The 17298-nt window shown below is 68.3% G+C and carries 18 protein-coding genes and 1 pseudogene; 8 read left to right on the plus strand and 11 right to left on the minus strand.

Annotated features, from left to right (window positions below; translation table 11 throughout):
- Positions 1-867: heavy metal translocating P-type ATPase (locus ACN6LM_RS12445; protein ID WP_445065394.1), on the plus strand; the 867-nt coding region annotated here is incomplete at its 5' end.
- 525 nt (positions 868-1392) lie between these two features.
- On the opposite strand, the gene ACN6LM_RS12450 is transcribed toward ACN6LM_RS12445, so the two are convergent.
- Positions 1393-2691 (minus strand): citrate synthase, encoded by a 1299-nt coding sequence (locus tag ACN6LM_RS12450; RefSeq protein WP_018518088.1) that lies wholly within the window; start codon positions 2689-2691, stop codon positions 1393-1395.
- Between the two features lie 129 nt (positions 2692-2820).
- A complete protein-coding gene (gene recD2 / locus ACN6LM_RS12455) occupies positions 2821-5142 on the minus strand; it encodes an SF1B family DNA helicase RecD2 (RefSeq protein ID WP_445065395.1) in 2322 nt (773 codons plus the stop codon).
- A 107-nt stretch (positions 5143-5249) separates the two neighbouring features.
- On the opposite strand from recD2, the gene ACN6LM_RS12460 reads away from it, so the two are divergent.
- Both ACN6LM_RS12460 and ACN6LM_RS12465 read left to right on the plus strand, forming a co-directional pair.
- Positions 5250-5525, plus strand: coding sequence for a type II toxin-antitoxin system Phd/YefM family antitoxin (locus tag ACN6LM_RS12460; RefSeq protein WP_445065396.1), 276 nt, complete (start codon positions 5250-5252; stop codon positions 5523-5525).
- Positions 5522-5779: a Txe/YoeB family addiction module toxin gene (locus ACN6LM_RS12465; RefSeq protein WP_365681545.1), complete on the plus strand. Its 258-nt coding sequence runs from the start codon at positions 5522-5524 to the stop codon at positions 5777-5779. Before ACN6LM_RS12460 ends, ACN6LM_RS12465 begins: the two co-directional genes overlap by 4 nt.
- A 13-nt stretch (positions 5780-5792) precedes the next feature.
- Here the strand turns inward: ACN6LM_RS12465 and ACN6LM_RS12470 are convergent, their stop codons facing one another.
- Positions 5793-6437 carry an NAD(P)-dependent oxidoreductase gene (locus ACN6LM_RS12470; protein ID WP_445065397.1) on the minus strand — a complete coding sequence of 215 codons (645 nt, stop codon included), beginning with the start codon at positions 6435-6437 and terminating at the stop codon, positions 5793-5795.
- 127 nt (positions 6438-6564) lie between these two features.
- Between ACN6LM_RS12470 and ACN6LM_RS12475 the strand changes: the two genes are divergently transcribed.
- Positions 6565-6921: a winged helix-turn-helix transcriptional regulator gene (locus ACN6LM_RS12475; protein ID WP_445065461.1), complete on the plus strand. Its 357-nt coding sequence runs from the start codon at positions 6565-6567 to the stop codon at positions 6919-6921.
- Here ACN6LM_RS12475 and ACN6LM_RS12480 read toward each other — a convergent pair.
- Positions 6907-7215: a hypothetical protein gene (locus ACN6LM_RS12480; protein ID WP_445065398.1), complete on the minus strand. Its 309-nt coding sequence runs from the start codon at positions 7213-7215 to the stop codon at positions 6907-6909. The two genes, ACN6LM_RS12475 and ACN6LM_RS12480, sit on opposite strands and share 15 nt — an antisense overlap.
- A 127-nt stretch (positions 7216-7342) precedes the next feature.
- Between ACN6LM_RS12480 and ACN6LM_RS12485 the strand changes: the two genes are divergently transcribed.
- The 3 genes and pseudogenes from ACN6LM_RS12485 to ACN6LM_RS12495 form a co-directional block, all read left to right on the plus strand.
- On the plus strand, positions 7343-8182 hold the full coding sequence (locus tag ACN6LM_RS12485) for a helix-turn-helix domain-containing protein (RefSeq protein ID WP_445065399.1): 840 nt from the start codon (positions 7343-7345) through the stop codon (positions 8180-8182).
- On the plus strand, positions 8154-8375 hold the full coding sequence (locus ACN6LM_RS12490) for a DUF397 domain-containing protein (protein WP_445065400.1): 222 nt from the start codon (positions 8154-8156) through the stop codon (positions 8373-8375). Before ACN6LM_RS12485 ends, ACN6LM_RS12490 begins: the two co-directional genes overlap by 29 nt.
- Positions 8376-8571: 196 nt before the next feature.
- Positions 8572-8781: pseudogene (locus ACN6LM_RS12495) on the plus strand (IS5/IS1182 family transposase); the annotation flags it as partial.
- Between the two features lie 6 nt (positions 8782-8787).
- Here the strand turns inward: ACN6LM_RS12495 and ACN6LM_RS12500 are convergent.
- From ACN6LM_RS12500 to ACN6LM_RS12530, 7 genes are all read right to left on the minus strand, one after another.
- On the minus strand, positions 8788-9366 hold the full coding sequence (locus tag ACN6LM_RS12500; protein ID WP_445065401.1) for a hypothetical protein: 579 nt from the start codon (positions 9364-9366) through the stop codon (positions 8788-8790).
- The gene (locus ACN6LM_RS12505; protein WP_445065402.1) at positions 9363-10559 is read right to left on the minus strand and encodes a DUF7224 domain-containing protein; all 1197 of its coding nucleotides are present in this window, start codon (positions 10557-10559) and stop codon (positions 9363-9365) included. Before ACN6LM_RS12505 ends, ACN6LM_RS12500 begins: the two co-directional genes overlap by 4 nt.
- Before the next feature lie 53 nt (positions 10560-10612).
- On the minus strand, positions 10613-11368 hold the full coding sequence (locus tag ACN6LM_RS12510; RefSeq protein ID WP_445065403.1) for an ABC transporter ATP-binding protein: 756 nt from the start codon (positions 11366-11368) through the stop codon (positions 10613-10615).
- A gap of 72 nt (positions 11369-11440) precedes the next feature.
- On the minus strand, positions 11441-11872 hold the full coding sequence (locus ACN6LM_RS12515; RefSeq protein WP_445065404.1) for a hypothetical protein: 432 nt from the start codon (positions 11870-11872) through the stop codon (positions 11441-11443).
- A 1041-nt stretch (positions 11873-12913) separates the two neighbouring features.
- Positions 12914-13741: a sugar phosphate isomerase/epimerase family protein gene (locus tag ACN6LM_RS12520; RefSeq protein WP_445065405.1), complete on the minus strand. Its 828-nt coding sequence runs from the start codon at positions 13739-13741 to the stop codon at positions 12914-12916.
- A complete protein-coding gene (locus ACN6LM_RS12525; RefSeq protein WP_445065406.1) occupies positions 13738-14883 on the minus strand; it encodes a dihydrodipicolinate synthase family protein in 1146 nt (381 codons plus the stop codon). The genes ACN6LM_RS12520 and ACN6LM_RS12525 overlap by 4 nt, the downstream gene beginning before the upstream one ends.
- Positions 14884-14920: 37 nt before the next feature.
- The gene (locus tag ACN6LM_RS12530; protein ID WP_445065407.1) at positions 14921-16072 is read right to left on the minus strand and encodes a Gfo/Idh/MocA family protein; all 1152 of its coding nucleotides are present in this window, start codon (positions 16070-16072) and stop codon (positions 14921-14923) included.
- A 118-nt stretch (positions 16073-16190) separates the two neighbouring features.
- Between ACN6LM_RS12530 and ACN6LM_RS12535 the strand changes: the two genes are divergently transcribed.
- On the plus strand, positions 16191-17255 hold the full coding sequence (locus tag ACN6LM_RS12535; RefSeq protein WP_445065408.1) for a LacI family DNA-binding transcriptional regulator: 1065 nt from the start codon (positions 16191-16193) through the stop codon (positions 17253-17255).
- Positions 17256-17298: the final 43 nt, after the last annotated feature.

Below are 17298 nucleotides of genomic sequence, written 5' to 3' on the forward strand. Positions count from 1 at the left end.
ACCACCCCCGGAACCACCGAAACCGACACCCTCCGCCTCGCCGGCGCCCTGGAACACGCCTCCGAACACCCCATCGCCCAGGCAGTGGCCACCGGAGCCACCGAACGCACCGGCACCCTCCCCACCCCGGAGGACTTCACCAACGTCCCCGGACTCGGCGTGCAGGGCGTGGTCGACGGCCACGCGGTCCTCGTCGGCCGCCCCCGGCTGCTCACCGAGGCCGGGTTCACCCTTCCCGACGCCTTGGCCGCCGCCGTCACGGACGCCGCCGCTCAAGGGCGTACGGCCGTCGCGGTCGGCTGGGACGGTGAGGCGCGGGCGGTCCTGGAAGTCGCCGACGCGGTCAAGGACACCAGTGCGGAGGCCGTCGCAGCGCTCCGGAATCTCGGCCTCACACCGATCCTGCTGACCGGTGACAACCGCGCCGTGGCGGAGTCCGTGGCTCGCGAGGTCGGGATCGAGGAGGTCCGCGCCGAGGTGCTGCCGGAGGAGAAAGCGCACGTCATCCGGGGTCTCCAGGAGCGCGGGCGGGTCGTCGCCATGGTCGGCGACGGGGTCAACGACGCCGCCGCGCTGGCCACCGCCGACCTGGGCCTGGCCATGGGCACGGGCACGGACGCGGCAATCGAAGCGAGTGATCTGACCCTGGTTCGTGGAGATCTCAAGGTGACAGCAGACGCCATCCGCCTCTCCCGGCGCACCCTCACCACCATCAGGGGCAACCTCTGCTGGGCATTCGGCTACAACGTGGCCGCCCTACCCCTTGCGGCATTTGGGCTGCTCAACCCTATGATTGCCGGAGCGGCGATGGCCTTCTCATCGGTCTTCGTCGTGACGAACAGCCTGCGCCTGCGCTCCTTCACGTAATTTCCACAATGAGATCCAGATCACATCGGTTTCAGGGTAACCATTCGATGCGTTCGTAAGTCTTAGAGTGCGATGCCAAGGATGTCTTGGGGGACGTCCTGCGGAGCATCTTGGGGGATGCTCCGGGCAAGAGTGGGCCGGGGCACGTACACCGGGGAGCTTTGAGCGGCCCTCCCGTCGGTACGTACCCCGGCAGACCACAGCGTGTGAGCAGGACAAGCAGTACCGAGGCACAGCCCAGGAGCTACGGCTCCCACTGAACGCCCGGCCGGATCCCGTGGGGGGAATCCGCTCCGGGACATGGGAAGCGCCTCGCTGTCGGCCCGTGGGGGGATCGATGGCGAGGCGCTTCTCTCTTGCACGGGAGCGCTCCCGGACCGGCGCGCGCGCCCGGCGTACACCCCCACGCACTCCCCCGGAACACCACACGCCCCCGCCCGCCGCGTCGCTCGGGGCGAGGGCGCGGCGGACGGGGGCGCGGGGATCCGGCGTCAGTCAGGGCCGGGGTGAAGCGGGATGGGGCGTTCAGCGGCCCTCGACCGGGACGAAGTCGCGCAGGACCTCGCCGGTGTAGATCTGGCGCGGGCGGCCGATGCGGGAGCCCGGCTCCTTGATCATCTCGTGCCACTGGGCGATCCAGCCGGGGAGCCGGCCGAGCGCGAAGAGCACGGTGAACATCTCGGTCGGGAAGCCCATCGCGCGGTAGATGAGGCCCGTGTAGAAGTCCACGTTCGGGTAGAGGTTGCGCGAGACGAAGTACTCGTCGGAGAGCGCGTGCTCCTCCAGCTTGAGCGCGATGTCCAGCAGCTCGTCGGACTTGCCGAGGGCGGACAGCACGTCGTGCGCGGCGGCCTTGATGATCTTGGCGCGCGGGTCGAAGGACTTGTACACCCGGTGGCCGAAGCCCATCAGGCGGACGCCGTCCTCCTTGTTCTTCACCTTGCGGATGAAGGAGTCGACGTCGCCGCCGTTGGCCTGGATGCCTTCCAGCATCTCCAGGACGGACTGGTTGGCGCCGCCGTGCAGGGGGCCCCACAGCGCCGAGATGCCGGCCGAGATCGAGGCGAACATGTTCGCCTGCGAGGAGCCGACCAGGCGGACGGTGGAGGTCGAGCAGTTCTGCTCGTGGTCCGCGTGCAGGATGAGCAGCTTGTCGAGCGCCGAGACGACGACCGGGTCCAGCTCGTACTCCTGGGCCGGGACCGAGAAGGTCATGCGCAGGAAGTTCTCGACGTAGCCCAGGTCGTTGCGCGGGTAGACGAACGGGTGACCGATCGACTTCTTGTACGCGTACGCGGCGATGGTCGGGAGCTTGGCGAGCAGCCGGATCGTGGAGAGGTGGCGCTGCTCCTCGTCGAACGGGTTGTGGCTGTCCTGGTAGAACGTGGACAGCGCGCTGACGACCGAGGACAGCATGGCCATCGGGTGGGCGTCGCGCGGGAAGCCGTCGAAGAACCGCTTGACGTCCTCGTGCAGCAGCGTGTGCTGGGTGATCTCGTTCTTGAAGGTCGAAAGCTCGTCGACCTTGGGAAGCTCACCGTTGATCAGCGTGTACGCGACCTCGAGGAAGGTCGAACGCTCCGCGAGCTGCTCGATCGGGTAGCCGCGGTAGCGCAGGATGCCCTGCTCGCCGTCGAGGTAGGTGATGGCCGATTTATAGGCAGCGGTGTTGCCGTATCCGCTGTCCAGCGTCACCAGGCCGGTGTTCGCCCGGAGCTTCCCGATGTCGAAGCCCTTGTCGCCGACGGTGCTGTCGATCACCGGGTAGGTGTACTCGCCATCGCCGTACCGCAGTACCACAGCGTTGTTGGTGTGCTCGCTCACGTCATCCCTCACCGACGTAGTGCCTCTTCTTCGAGGTTCCCTGACTGTCTCCACCCTCCCCCATTTGGCTCAGGAGAGTGCACTCGGGGTCGTCCATTGGACCTACTCGCGGCACTGAGTGCCGCGAACTTAGCCATCCTGCCCCCTTGACTGCGGTTCCGGAAGACCTCCGTGATGTTTCCCACCGTTTTGATCGATCATTTTTACCGACGATCCTCCGTCGCCGCCTCCGCGGAGCCGGTGATCCAGCGCCGTACAGCGCCTGCCTGCGGAAACCGTGCGGACCGCCTGGCCGATCGCCTGCCGCGAGCCGACCAGGACGACGAGCTTCTTGGCCCGGGTCACGGCGGTGTAGAGCAGGTTCCGCTGGAGCATCATCCAGGCGCTCTTCGTCACCGGAATGACGACGGCGGGGTACTCGCTGCCCTGCGAACGGTGGATCGTCATGGCGTACGCGTGGGCCAGCTCGTCCAGCTCGTCGAAGTCGTAGCCGATCTCCTCGTCCTCGTCGGTGAGGACCGTCAGCCGCTGTTCGTCCAGGTCAAGGCCGGTGACGACGCCCACGGTGCCGTTGAAGACCCCGTTCTCCCCCTTGTCGTAGTTGTTGCGGATCTGCGTGACCTTGTCCCCCACGCGGAAGACCCGGCCGCCGAACCGCTTCTCGGGCACGCCCGGCCGGCCCGGGGTGATCGCCTGCTGGAGCAGTCCGTTGAGGTGCCCTGCCCCGGCCGGGCCCCGGTGCATGGGGGCGAGCACCTGGACGTCCCGGCGCGGGTTCAGCCCGAACTTGGCCGGAATGCGGCGGGACGCGACGTCCACCGCGAGCACCCCGGCGTCCTCCGTCTCGTCCTCCACGAAGAGGAAGAAGTCACTGAGCCCCTGAGTCAGGGGCGGTACGCCGGAATTGATGCGGTGCGCGTTGGTGACGACGCCCGACTGCTGGGCCTGGCGGAAAATCGTGGTCAGCCGGACCGCGGGCACGGGGCCGCCCTCGGCCAGGAGGTCCCGCAGCACCTCCCCCGCCCCCACCGACGGCAGCTGGTCCACATCGCCGACGAGCAGCAGGTGGGCACCCGGTGCCACCGCCTTCACGAGCTTGTTGGCGAGCAGCAGATCGAGCATCGACGCCTCGTCCACGACGACCAGATCGGCGTCGAGCGGGCGGTCCTTGTCGTACGCCGCGTCGCCGCCCGGCTTCAGTTCGAGGAGACGGTGCACGGTGGACGCCTCGGCACCGGTCAGCTCGGACAGCCGCTTGGCGGCCCGCCCGGTCGGCGCGGCCAGCACCACTTTCGCCTTCTTGGCCCGGGCCAGCTCCACGATGGACCGGACCGTGAACGACTTGCCGCAACCGGGGCCGCCCGTCAGCACGGCGACCTTCCGGGTGAGCGCGAGCCGCACCGCGGCCTCCTGCTCGGGGGCCAGCGTGGCCCCGGTCCGGCCCCCGAGCCACTTCAGCGCCTTCTCCCAGTCCACGTCCGCGAAGGCCGGCATCCGCTCCTCCGGCGTCCGCAGCAGCCGCCGCACCTGCCCGGCGAACGAGATCTCCGCCCGGTGGAACGGCACCAGGTACACCGCCGTGACCGGCTCGCCGCCCTCGGGTGACGGCACCTTCTCCCGTACGACGCCCTCCGGTTCCTCGGCCAGCTCCGCCAGGCACTCGATGACGAGCCCGGTGTCCACCTGGAGCAGCTTCACCGCGTCCGCGATCAGCCGCTCCTCGGGCAGGAAGCAGTGCCCCTGGTCGGTGGACTGCGACAGCGCGTACTGCAACCCCGCCTTCACCCGCTCCGGGCTGTCGTGCGGGATGCCCACGGCCTGGGCGATCCTGTCGGCGGTGAGGAAGCCGATGCCCCAGACGTCGGCGGCCAGCCGGTAGGGCTGGTTCTTCACGACGGAGATCGAGGCGTCCTCGTACTTCTTGTAGATCCGCACCGCGATGGACGTCGAGACGCCGACGCCCTGGAGGAAGACCATGACCTCCTTGATGGCCTTCTGCTCCTCCCAGGCGGCGGCGATCATCTTCGTCCGCTTGGGGCCCAGCCCGGGGACCTCGATGAGCCGCTTGGGCTCGCGCTCGATGACGTCGAGCGTGTCGACCCCGAAGTGGGTGGTGATCCGGTCGGCCATGACCGGCCCGATGCCCTTGATCAGCCCGGAGCCGAGGTAGCGCCGGATGCCCTGGATGGTGGCGGGGAGGACGGTCCGGTAGTTCTCCACGTGGAACTGCTTGCCGTACTGCGAGTGGGACCCCCAACGCCCCTCCATCCGCAAGGACTCCCCGGGCTGCGCCCCGAGCAACGCCCCGACGACGGTGAGCAGATCGTTGGCCCCCCGCCCGGTGTCGACGCGGGCGACGGTGTACCCGTTCTCCTCGTTGGCGTACGTGATCCTCTCCAGCACGCCTTCGAGGACGGCCAGGTTGGGGGTGTGGGACGCGGTGGTGGCCATGGGGCGACGGTATCGGGCGGGTGCGACAGCACGGCTCCCAGCGCGAGCGAGGGTCCCGACTGGTACCATAAGCAGTACCAGTCGGTCGCGGCAGAAGAGGTTCCGAGATGTCGATAACGGCAAGCGAAGCCCGAAAGCACCTTTTCCCGCTGATCGAGCAGGTCAACGAGGACCATGCCCCCGTGCACATCACCTCGCGCAAGGGCAACGCGGTCCTCATGTCCGAGCAGGACTTCACCTCGTGGCAGGAGACGATCTACCTGCTGCGCACCCCCGCCAACGCGCGTCGACTGCTCGACTCCATCGCGGAAGCCGAGGCGGGCGGGACCGAGTACCGCGAACTGGCGGACGTGCCGGACGACGACGGCGAGGGTCGCGCGTGAAACTCGCGTTCACCACGCGTGGTTGGGACGACTACACCTTCTGGTCGGAGAGCGACCGGCGCATGACGCGTCGCATCAACAAACTGATCGCCGACACCATCCGAGACCCCTTCAACGGCATCGGCAAACCGGAGCCGCTGCGGGGCGACCTGAGCGGCTACTGGTCGCGGCGCATCGACGACGAGCACCGTCTCGTGTACAAGCCGACGGAGTCGGAGCTCATCGTCGTGCAGGCCCGTTACCACTACACCTGACTTCGCGGATCGGTCAGGAGGCCACAGCGGTCAGCGAACGGCTGTGCCTCGGGGTCTCGATCTCGTCGATCAGGGCGACCGCCAGGTCCGCGTACGAGAAAAAGCCGGCGTCGGGCAGCAGTTCGCTGCCGCCCGTCCGGTAGTGGCCGGTGCGGTCGGCCCGGTCGTCCAGGAAGACCGGCGGCGGGGCGAGCACCAGCCAGTCGATGGTGGTTTCGGCGGCGCGCAGTATGTCCAGTTCCGCCGCGTGGCCGAGCGAGAAGGTCCGGGCGTCCGCCGGGAATCCGGGGGTGTCGTGGAGCATGACGCCCGGCGCCGCCTCCAGCGTCGTACCGATCCCGACCAGCACCAGCCGGGTCACGCCGGCCCGCTCCAGCCCGGTCAGCAGCGCGTGCGCCGCACCCGCGAAGAACTCGGCCGACGGCATGTCCATCCGCGCCGCCGCGCCGATCGCCGCGTCATGGCCCTCCGCCACCGCCGCCACGCTCTCCGCGTCGGTCACGTCCCCGGCGACCACGTCCACCCCGGGTCGGGCGAACCCTTGGTATGCGGCGGGGTCCCGCACCACGGCCGTCACCCGGTGCCCCCGCTCCACGGCCTCCGTGACCGCCCGCCGCCCCGCACGTCCACCAGCTCCGAACACAACGATCCTGCTCATGGGTTGTCCCCCCGCCAGGGCCCACGTCGTCCGTGGGCCGTCGCCGCGACGCTAGACCGGCACCCCATGGTTTCCGCAACGATAGTTACGTACGCTCGACAGCGTGAGCCAACCACTGGACGCCGAGATGTTCACCGGCTGCGACCACACCGAATCGCCGTTCCGGCTGGGCGGCAAGTGGACCGCGAAGATCGTCCGGTGCCTGGAGGACGGCCCCCGGCGCTTCTCCGAACTGGCGGTGCCCCTGCGCGGCATCACCCCGAAGGTCCTCACCGAGACCCTCCGCTCCATGGAGCGGGACGGCCTGATCACCCGTACGGTCGGCGAGGGCATCCCGCCCCGCGTCGACTACGCGCTCTCCCCCCTCGGCCGCTCGCTGCTCGCCCCCATGGCGGCCTGCTGCGCCTGGGCCGCCGCGCATCTCCCGGAGGTGGAGGGCGCCCGCGAAGCGTACGAGCAGGTGGCCGGGTCAGCCGTGCGCTGAGCGCGTCGGCCCCGTCACACGCGAGCCCCGGCTCTCCGCCACGCGCCGTACGTCCCGCAGGGACTCGGTCAGGCGGCTCGCCAGGAAGTGCAGTTCCGGGCTGGTGACCTGGCGGTCCGCGAGCAGGTCGGCCGCGTGGCCCAAGAGGTCGTCAGCCATGCCCAGTTGGACGCTCTCGATGTCGTCGGCCATCCGCGAGACGTAGCCGTTGCCGTCTCCGAGGACGTAGCAGGGCTTGCCGCCCTGGCCCTCCCACGGCAGCAGCCTGATCGTCTGCGCTTCGTTTTCCTTCACGTCTGCCTGCTTCCTTCCGGGGGTCTGCGTTCTGTAGCGAACCCATCACAGAGTGGGGTTACGCGTCGCTACGCTGCCAGGGGGTCGGGGATGACAGCGGGCACGTCAAGACGGGGAGTTGAGCCGCATGGATATGAAGCGGGTGCCGCGTTCACCACGGCAGAAGTACGGCGCGGAGCTGCGGCTGCGACGCGTCGCGGCGAACCTGACACAGGAGGCGTTGAGCGAGATGGTGGTCTGCTCGCCCACGCTGATCAGCCACTACGAGGCGGGGCGGCGGCTGCCGAGCCCGGAGGACGCGGCGAGGATCGACCGGGCGTTGGACACGGGCGGGTTCTTCGTACGGTGGCTTGAGGACCTGGACTCGAAGTTCGTCCAGTACTTCGCACTCGTGGCCGAGTTGGAGCGGCAGGCCACCGAGGTGCGCCTGTACGGCTTGTCGCTCATCCCCGGGCTCCTCCAGACCGGCCCGTACGCCCGCGCCGTCTTCGAGGCGTACAGAACCAACTACCAGCCGGACGAGCTTGACACGTTCGTCGTCAACCGCCTGGAACGTGGCCGGATGCTCGCGGAGTCGACGCGTCCGGTCGTCTGGGCGCTGCTCGACGAAGCGGCTCTCCGACGGCGTGTCGGTGGCCCGCAGGTCATGGCGGAGCAATTGCACAAGATCGCGGACATGGCGGCCTCCGGGCGACTGCGTCTGCACGTACTGCCCTTTGCCGTAGGGGCCCACGCGCTCATGGAGAGCGCGCTCTACATGCTCGACTTCGCGGACGGCCCTCCACTCGCGTACGTAGAGGGACTTCAGACAGGAAATCTGATGGATGATCCGGCGTTGGTGGCCGCCTGCCAGGAGTCCTACACTCTCGCCCTGGGTGATGCGGCGCCCCAACGGGCTTCGATCGACCTCATCCGGGCCATCGCAGAGGAGCACGAAAATGGACAGCAGCACCCGCCCCTACGCTGACTCACGGTCCCTGACCGGATGGTTCAAGTCCAGCTACAGCGGTGGCAACAACGGTGACTGCCTCGAAGCCGCGCGCGGCCACGCGTCCGTCCCCGTCCGTGACAGCAAGGCCACCGACGGGCCCGCCGTCGTGTTCTCCACCGACGGCTGGGCATCCTTCGTCACCGCGATCAAGGGCGGCCGACTCGGGTAGATGCCCGGCGCGATCCTGATCAATGAGCTTCTTCGAGTTGGTCACCGATCGGGTGACGGGCCGGGAAGCACAACGAGCGAGGCCCCTGGGCGGTTGATCGAGAGGTCTGACGTCTCAATCACTTTGCTCAGGAGCCTCGTTGGCCACACGTCCTTCCGCGCTCGACCTGCGCACGCACTCGTGGAGTGGGTCGTCATGGCTGACCACCGGCATCAAACGCAGACCCCTGCGGGAACTCGCCGTCACAGAGAAGACCCGCAACCGAACCCTGACCACAGCGCCGGCATCCTTGAACGCGGCGTCGCCTGCCTGAAGTCCTGGCAGAACTTCCGCAGATCCCGCTGCAGCCCCCAACCGCATGGCGTCAGTCGCCAAGGTCATCCTCGCCCTGGAGCGGCGAAGCTGAAAAATCTCAATAGTGGCGCGCGGCTGTTTTGCTGAAATCCAGTAGAAGCGCCAGGAGCAATACGGCGCAAGCGGCGAGCCAGGCAATCAGACTTCCCGTCGGATAAAGGGCTATCGCCCACCAGGTGTGGATGACTTTTCCGTCCGGGTCGAGACCTCGCCCGAGGAGCACGTTCGCGATAAGAAAGAGCAGACTTACTCCTGCCGCTGCAGCCTCATTGGCGAACCGCCGGGCGAGGAGCGCCAAGGCCAGGATCAGCATCGTATTGCGCGCGAAGTTCAGACCCACTGCCAGTCCAGCAGCGTGGGCCAGCAGAACTGTTAGAACCACCGAATATTCATCGAGCCGCTTGACGGAAATCACCGCGACGGCTTCGACGTCAGATAGACGGCGGTCCAGGCAGTACATCAGAGCCACAACCACCAGTACTGGTGTGAAGTATGCAAGCTGGGCGCTCCCCATACCGCCGGACAAGGTCGGAACGGGGATTTCGTTGGCGCCGACCGCCAAGCAGACAGCGATGACGATCACGAGCGCGGCAGGAACAGCCCACCACCGCCTGACGATGACCGCGTAGCGAGTCATGAGACGCCTTCGGCGCAGTGTCGCTGGCTGACAGCCGCGCGGGTGAACCAGTCGACCTGTTCCGAGGCGGAAAGGCTGCGAATCTTCTGGAGTGCGGCCCAGTCGGATGGCGACATCATTTCCTGCATGTCGTCCTCTGTAACTCCTGCCACAAGGGCAGCCCAGGCTGCAGCCGTTGAGCCTTGTTGTCTGCAATCCTTCACTCCTGCGCGCACCGCTGTGCCAGTGACCGCAGACTCTGCCATGTTGGCAGCGAATTCACTTGATCCTTCGTCGCCACCGCGCAGTGGAAGCGACCAGCGCAATGGCCAGACTCCTGGGCTCAGCGGGAGATCCTCAGATGTGATTCGCAGTTCCTGCGGGGTCGGAATCCCCGCCTTGTACAGTTTCGCAATGGGGCCTATAGCCCTTCGTCTGAGCCAGGTGGCGTAGGGCGCGTATTCCGGTGGTACGCACACCCGTGGTTTCGTTCCCCTACAGGTCAGCGCGACGTGACGGGGGTGATGCGGATTCCCGTAACCCCAGCCGACCACGGCCGATCGACCGATGATGAGGGTACCTGCAAGGAGAGCAAGGGCAATAAGAGCCGCCCAGCCTCGTGGCCGCATGCGGGCCAACACCGACAGCGACAGCGCGAAACCAGCGGCAACGCCCCACGGGACGAAATATACGGCTGGGTCCAGCAGATCATTGACGGTCGAGTTTCCGTCGATGAATCCCCCCAGGTGACGTATCCACGGCGCGGCCATCGCGTGGGTTGTAGCGAGCCACGCCCAGCAGCCGATGCCGCAAAGCGGGGCCGCGATACTCCTGGGCATGAGCAAGCCCAGGCTCCAGCCGCAGATTGTCCAGCCGATGCACAGCACGACCAGGTGGGTGACAGCCAGCCATCCGGCGCCGGAGGGCCAGACACCAACCGCGCGGCGCGCCATGAGCATGGCCCCTGCAACCAGAACAAGCGTGAGGAGCAGTACAGGCGTAGCGGCGTGCAGGAACTGTCGCAGCGCGCCGCGCCGGCCCGTTCGGGCGAGGGGTCCCAACAGACGGTGTCGACCCGCTTCCCACGCGGCACAGGCGGCCACCCCGGGAACGACGATGGCAAGGGCGTGCGAGGCGAGTTCACCGGACTCGACTCCGTACATCGAGGGATCTGTGAACGTCGCGTCATCGATATACAGATAGGCGTAGATCATTATCGGGAGGACGAGCCAAGGCGCGGACGAGGCGCGAACCGTTGCCCAAGTGATCATTCTGCAGCCTCCAGGAGGGAGGCGTATGCGCTTTCCAGGCGTCGCTCCGGGGCACTGTCAACCGCAGCGTGCTCGGCGAACGCGTCCACGCTGCCTCGGAACCGTGGTTGGCCGGCTTCAAGAACCACGACCTCGTCGAACATATCGTCGAGGTCGCCGATGTCATGAGTGGAAACGATTACATGCGCTGAGCCGCGCAGCGATGAAAGCAGGTCAAGGAACCGGCGCCGTTGATTCGGGTCCAGGCCGACGGTGGGTTCATCGAGAAGGAGCAGTTCAGCACTGTGAGCGATGGCCTGAGCAATGGCGATGCGCTGTTGTTGCCCCCCAGACAAAGACTTGACCTTCATGTTCATCTTCTCGGTGAGACCGACGCGCTCGATGGCCGCCGCCGCCGCACCCCACGCCTCGGACTCCTTCAGCCCTTTGAGCCAGCCGACATAGGCCACATGTTCCCTGCATGTCATGCCGGGAAGGAAGCCGGAACGCTGCGGCAGCCAAGACACTCGGCTGCGGTAGGCCGCGACATCTCTGCGGTCAGCGGGATCGAGCCCCTCGTAGCACACGCTCCCCGACGTGGGAGTCGCACCGCTTGCCCCGAGGGCCAGGAGTGTGCTTTTTCCCGCACCGTTGGGGCCGAGGAGAACGGTATGACCGGTGGAGAATTCTAGGTCCAGGTTGCTGAGAACGGGGCGGAGTCGACGCCCGTAGCGAAATGTGACGGAATTAAACTTCAATGGCACGGTGAACACCTTGCGAATAAACGGTAACCCTCCCCACGGGGCGTCGATAATTCTCGGAGCCTTGCAGGGAGGAGGGATTGCTCAGTAATTTACCGTGATGGAAGCGACCGACACGTGCACCCCAACCAGTGCACCGTTGACGTCGAAGTAGTAGGAGCCGGACCCGTGATCCTCCCACCACCCGGAGGACGTCGAAGTACTCCCCTTGAAGCACTCAGAAAAGTTCTGTGACGAGTAGTAGGGGTCCGGTCCGAATGTGTCTTTGAATAGCTGAACAGCGACGCGTTCGTTGTTCCAGTCGTCCTTGCAGCCTGTGAACTTGATGTTTGTTCGGCCGCCGTCGTCCCCCCATCGGTGGGATTCGTATCCGGGCCCGGCGCCGGTCAGGTGTCCGGTCCAGCTGTCTGCCGAAGCTGGGGCAGTAATGATCCCCAGCACGGAGACGGCACCAAGTGCGACCACCCCTCCGCGGCGACCGGCCTGATACAGCCCGCGCAGGCGTTCGGATCTCATCGTGATCCCCCCCCAAGGTTTCATGTGAGTTGATTGAATGCCTTGCACATGATCACGGCCCGAAAGTAAGAAAGGGTCACTTTCGATCGCATTTTGCAAAACCTTGGTCTCGGCGCAAGGCGTTTCGCCCGAAATGAGCGGAGAATTCAGGTACAGGAAGTACGCTTCAGGGCAATTGGGAGTATTGCGTTGCGTCGCCCTCGCCTGTCGGCACGCAGGGATTGGAAAGTAGCCATGGCTAAAAACTGCTGGACCGGCCCGTTGCACAGAACTGATCAAGAGGTGAGGTGGAGGGATCTCCTAAGGAGATCGGTAGTCGTTGTCCGAGGTAGGCATGTCGGCGGCGGGTGCTGCAGCGGTGGAGCCACCGCAAGGCTTCGAGTCGGGCCTCGCGCTCACCTGGCCAGCCCTTCGTCCTGGCAGGGAGTCTTTCCCGCCTCATATTGAGGCGTGGGTGAAGGACGAGTACGGCCTTGACAATGTCGGTGATCCGGCTGGGCCATGGCTTGTCGCCGGCGCGCCCGATCTCGGCGTGGCTGCTGTTGTGACGTCGCTTCGCTTCGGTCGGCGGCCCCGGAAAGGGACTCGGATGTACCGACCGGCACTTAGTAGGCCATGTCCGCCCAGCAATTCAGTCCCTCGGTGGCGAGCGCATCGACCATCCCGTGGCTTCGGGCAGCCGTCAGGTCACGGATGGAGCCCGGCAGGGCGGCCGAGGCCCAGAGCAGTCGGCCGATCAGTCGGCGGCCCTGATGAAGCCGGGCTCGCCTTGCGGGAGATCCGCTCTCACGAGGAGGCAGAAGGTGTGTGGTTCGTGACCCTCGTCAGCAGCCCGCGGTCCCGCGCGTGCAGGGGGCGTTCGAGCTCAAGGGCTGTCTCGAATCTTCCGGTGAGCGGACCGGACAAGGGCGGGTGGCCGGCCGCCACCGTCCTCACGTCGGCCCTTGTCGAAGACTTCGACAAGGGCGAGATGCTTCCGTAAAACCTCATCGGTGTTTCCCGGGACCCGCACCGCACAGGCGGGCCCCGGGCGAACCGCGTTCAGCAGGCGTGCTCGGCGTACCGGGACGCCACCTCCGCCAGGACCTCGGCGCCGTCCCTCGCCCACAGCGCCTCGTTGAAGATCTCCACCTCGATGGGGCCGTCGAAGCCCGTCGTCTCCACCGCCTCCCGGAAGAAGCGGAAGTCCACGCTGCCGTCGCCGAGTTGGCCCCGGCCCAGCAGGACGCCCGCCGGGAGCGGGGTGATCCAGTCCGCGAGCTGGAAGGAGTGGATGCGGCCGGACGCACCGGCTCGCGCGATCTGGGCGGGGGCCTGGTCGTCCCACCAGAGGTGGTACGTGTCCACGACCACGCCCACCTGGTCGGCCGGGAAGCGCTCCGCGAGGTCCAGGGCCTGGGAGAGCGTCGAGACCACGCAGCGGTCCGAGGCGAACATGGGGTGCAGGGGCTCGATGGCCAGGCGCACCCCGCGTTCGGCGGCGTACGGGGCCAGCTCGGCCAGGGCGTCCGCGATGCGTTCGCGGGCGCCGTACAGATCCTTGCTGCCCTCCGGGAGGCCGCCCGAGACGAGGACCAGGGTGTCCGTGCCCACGCCCGCCGCCTCGTCGAGCGCGGCGCGGTTGTCGTCCAGGGCGCGGGTGCGCTCGGCCGGGTCCGTGGCGGTGAGGAAGCCGCCCCGGCACAGGCTGGTGACGGACAGGCCGTGGTCGGACAGCAGGCGGGCCGTCGCCTCGACCCCGTACGACTGCACCGGGGCCCGCCAGAGGCCCACCTTGTCGATGCCCGCCTTCGCGCAGCCCTCGGCCAGCTCGGGGAGCGACCACTGCTTGATGGTCTCCTGGTTGAGGGAGAGACGGCCGTCGCTCATCGGGTGCCTCCGTTGACCGTGAGGAGCGCGCGCATCCGGGACTCCGCGAGGTCCGGGTCCGGGAACAGGCCGAGCCCGTCGGCGAGTTCGTACGCCTTCGCCAGGTGCGGCAGCGAGCGGGCCGACTGGAGGCCGCCCACCATCGTGAAGTGGTCCTGGTGGCCGGCCAGCCAGGCCAGGAACACCACGCCCGTCTTGTAGAAGCGGGTCGGTGCCCGGAAGAGGTGCCGGGACAACTCGACCGTGGGGTCCAGCAGTTCGCGGAAGCCCTTCGTGTCACCCGTGTCCAGCACCCGTACCGCGTGCGCGGCCAGCGGGCCCAGCGGGTCGAAGATGCCGAGCAGCGCGTGGCTGAAGCCCCGGTCGTCGCCCGCGATCAGCTCCGGGTAGTTGAAGTCGTCGCCGGTGTAGCAGCGGACCCCGCTCGGCAGGCGGCGGCGCACGTCGATCTCGCGGTCCGCGTCGAGCAGCGACATCTTGATGCCGTCGACCTTGTCCGGGTGCTCCGCGATGACCTGGAGGAAGGTGTCGGTGGCCAGGTCGAGGTTGGTGGAGCCCCAGTAGCCTTCGAGCGCCGGGTCGAACATCGGGCCCAGCCAGTGCAGGACGACCGGTTCGGTGGCCTGGCGCAGCAGATGGGCGTACGTGTCCAGGTAGTCCTGGGGGCCCTTCGCGGCGGCGGCGAGCGCGCGGGAGGCCATCAGGATCGCCTGGGCGCCGCTCTCCTCGACCACGGCGAGCTGTTCCTCGTACGCGGCACGCACCTCGGCGAGCGTCGCGGGGCCCGGCGGCAGCTGGTCCGTGCCGACGCCGCACGCGATGCGGCCGCCGACCGACCTGGCCTCGGCGGCCGAGCGGCGGATCAGCTCCTCGGCGCCCGCCCAGTCCAGGCCCATGCCGCGCTGCGCGGTGTCCATGGCCTCGGCCACGCCCAGGCCGTGCAACCAGAGGTGGCGGCGGAAGGCGAGGGTGGCGTCCCAGTCGACGGCGGCCGGGGAGTCCGGCGTGGTGTCGGCGTACGGGTCGGCGACGACATGCGCGGCGGAGAAGACCGTACGGGAGGCGAGCGGCGTCCCCGTCGGGGTGAGGTCGAGCGGGGTGGCCCGGGGTTCGTACGGGCCCTGCGGGAGATGGATGGTCACGGTGACGGCTCCTCGGGGCCGGAAGGGAGGCGGCGGGTCACAGCGACAGCTCCGGGACGTCCAGGCGGCGGCCCTCCGCGTGGGACTTCAGGCCGAGCTCCGCGAGCTGCACGCCACGGGCGCCCGCCATCAGGTCCCAGGTGTAGGGCTCGTCCAGCACGATGTGGCGGAGGAACAGCTCCCACTGCGCCTTGAAGCCGTTGTCGAACACCGCGTTGTCCGGGACCTCCTGCCACTGGTCGCGGAAGGACTCGGTGACCGGCAGGTCCGGGTTCCAGACCGGCTTCGGGGTGGCCGAGCGGTGCTGGACGCGGCAGTTGCGGAGGCCCGCGACGGCGGAGCCGTGGGTGCCGTCCACCTGGAACTCGACCAGCTCGTCGCGGTTGACCCGGACCGTCCAGGAGGAGTTGATCTGGGCGACGGCGCCGCCCTCCAGCTGGAAGATGCCGTAGGCGGCGTCGTCGGCGGTCGCCGCGTAGGGCTTGCCGTGCTCGTCGCGCCGCTCCGGGATGTGGGTCTGGACGTGCGCCTGCACCGTGGTGACCCGGCCGAACAGCTCGTGGAGCACGTACTCCCAGTGCGGGAACATGTCCACGACGATGCCGCCGCCGTCCTCCGCGCGGTAGTTCCAGGAGGGGCGCTGCGCCTCCTGCCAGTCGCCCTCGAAGACCCAGTAGCCGAACTCGCCGCGCACGGACAGGATCTCGCCGAAGAAGCCGCCGTCGATGAGGCGCTTCAGCTTCAGCAGGCCCGGCAGGAAGATCTTGTCCTGGACGACGCCGTGCTTGATGCCGGCCTCCTGGGCCAGGCGGGCCAGGTCGAGCGCGCCCTCGACGTCCGTGGCGGTGGGCTTCTCGGTGTAGATGTGCTTGCCGGCGGCGACGGCCTTCTTGATCGCCTCGACCCGGGCCTGGGTGACCTGGGCGTCGAAGTAGATGTCGACGGTGTCGTCCGCGAGGACCGCGTCCAGGTCGGTCGACCACTCGGTCAGACCGTGGCGGGCGGCCAGCTCCTCCAGGGCGTGGGCGCGGCGGCCGACGAGGATCGGTTCGGGCCACAGCACGTCGCCGCCGCCGAGGTCGAGGCCGCCCTGCTCGCGGATCGCGAGGATCGAGCGCACCAGGTGCTGCCGGTATCCCATGCGTCCCGTCACGCCGTTCATGGCGATGCGCACTGTCCTGCGTGTCACGAAAGTTCCCTCCGTACAGCCGTAGCAAGCGCTTTCTATGCGGGATGACGCTAGCCTGCCGACAGCGGCCCGGACAAGAGGGGGCCCGTCAATCGGTCACCGGCCACGGAGGAAAGCGATGACAGTCACCCTGGCGGACGTGGCGGCCCGCGCCCGGGTGTCCCCGGCCACCGTCTCCCGTGTGCTGAACGGCAATTACCCGGTGGCGGCGTCCACCCGGGAACGGGTGCTGCGTGCGGTGGACGACCTGGACTACGTGCTGAACGGGCAGGCCAGCGCGCTGGCGGCGGCCACCTCGGACCTGGTCGGCGTCCTCGTCAACGACATCGCCGACCCGTTCTTCGGGATCATGGCGGGCGCCGCGCAGACCGAGATCGGCGGGCCCGGCGACGGGTCCGGCCGGGCGGGTGGCGAGAAACTGGCGGTCGTCTGCAACACCGGCGGCTCCCCCGCCCGCGAGCTGACCTATCTCACCCTGCTCCAGCGCCAGCGCGCCGCCGCCGTCGTCCTGACCGGGGGCGCGGTGGAGGACCCGGAGCACCAGACGGCGATGGCCGCGAAGCTCGCCAAGCTCGCGGAGGCGGGGACCCGGGTCGTGCTCTGCGGGCGCCCCCCGCTGCCGGACGGGGCGTCAGTGGTGGCCGCGCTGGCCTTCGACAACCAGGGCGGCGCCCGGCGCCTCACCGGCCACCTGCTCTCCCTGGGGCACCGCCGGATCGGCTATGTCGCGGGCCCGCTGGAACGGACCACCACCCGCCACCGCCTGGCCGGTCACCGGGAGGCGATGCGTGCGGCGGGGGCGGCCGGGGACGAGGACCGGCTCACCGTGCACGGCTCGTACGACCGGGGCTCCGGCTACGACGCCACGGTCGAACTCCTGCGCCGCGAACCGGAGATCACCGCGATCGTGGCCGCGAACGACACCGTGGCACTCGGTGCGGCGGCGGCGGTCCGCGACCGGGGGCTCCGCATCCCGGAGGACATCTCGGTGGCCGGTTTCGACGACCTGCCGTTCTCCGTGGACGTGGTCCCGGCCCTGACGACCGTGCGGCTGCCGCTCTTCGAGGCGGGGGCGCGGGCGGGGCGGCTGGCCATGGGCAAGGAGGACCCGCCGCCGGGCGGCATCGCGCTGATCCCGGCCGAGCTGATGGTGCGCGGCTCGACGGCGGCACCCCGGGGGTGAGCCGCAGGTGGCGGGGTACGTGTCAGGGCGCCCGCCCCTCGTA

It is taken from the genome of Streptomyces sp. SAS_281, assembly GCF_052542855.1.

Bases quoted from the DNA above. Each gene is read 5' to 3' on its own strand.
- recD2 (WP_445065395.1), bottom strand. From the start codon at position 5,142: ATGGCCACCACCGCGTCCCACACCCCCAACCTGGCCGTCCTCGAAGGC.
- ACN6LM_RS12460 (WP_445065396.1), top strand. From the start codon at position 5,250: ATGTCGATAACGGCAAGCGAAGCCCGAAAGCACCTTTTCCCGCTGATC.
- ACN6LM_RS12470 (WP_445065397.1), bottom strand. From the start codon at position 6,437: ATGAGCAGGATCGTTGTGTTCGGAGCTGGTGGACGTGCGGGGCGGCGG.
- ACN6LM_RS12475 (WP_445065461.1), top strand. From the start codon at position 6,565: ATGTTCACCGGCTGCGACCACACCGAATCGCCGTTCCGGCTGGGCGGC.
- ACN6LM_RS12485 (WP_445065399.1), top strand. From the start codon at position 7,343: ATGGATATGAAGCGGGTGCCGCGTTCACCACGGCAGAAGTACGGCGCG.
- ACN6LM_RS12490 (WP_445065400.1), top strand. From the start codon at position 8,154: ATGGACAGCAGCACCCGCCCCTACGCTGACTCACGGTCCCTGACCGGA.
- ACN6LM_RS12500 (WP_445065401.1), bottom strand. From the start codon at position 9,366: ATGACTCGCTACGCGGTCATCGTCAGGCGGTGGTGGGCTGTTCCTGCC.
- ACN6LM_RS12505 (WP_445065402.1), bottom strand. From the start codon at position 10,559: ATGATCTACGCCTATCTGTATATCGATGACGCGACGTTCACAGATCCC.
- ACN6LM_RS12515 (WP_445065404.1), bottom strand. From the start codon at position 11,872: ATGAGATCCGAACGCCTGCGCGGGCTGTATCAGGCCGGTCGCCGCGGA.
- ACN6LM_RS12520 (WP_445065405.1), bottom strand. From the start codon at position 13,741: ATGAGCGACGGCCGTCTCTCCCTCAACCAGGAGACCATCAAGCAGTGG.
- ACN6LM_RS12535 (WP_445065408.1), top strand. From the start codon at position 16,191: ATGACAGTCACCCTGGCGGACGTGGCGGCCCGCGCCCGGGTGTCCCCG.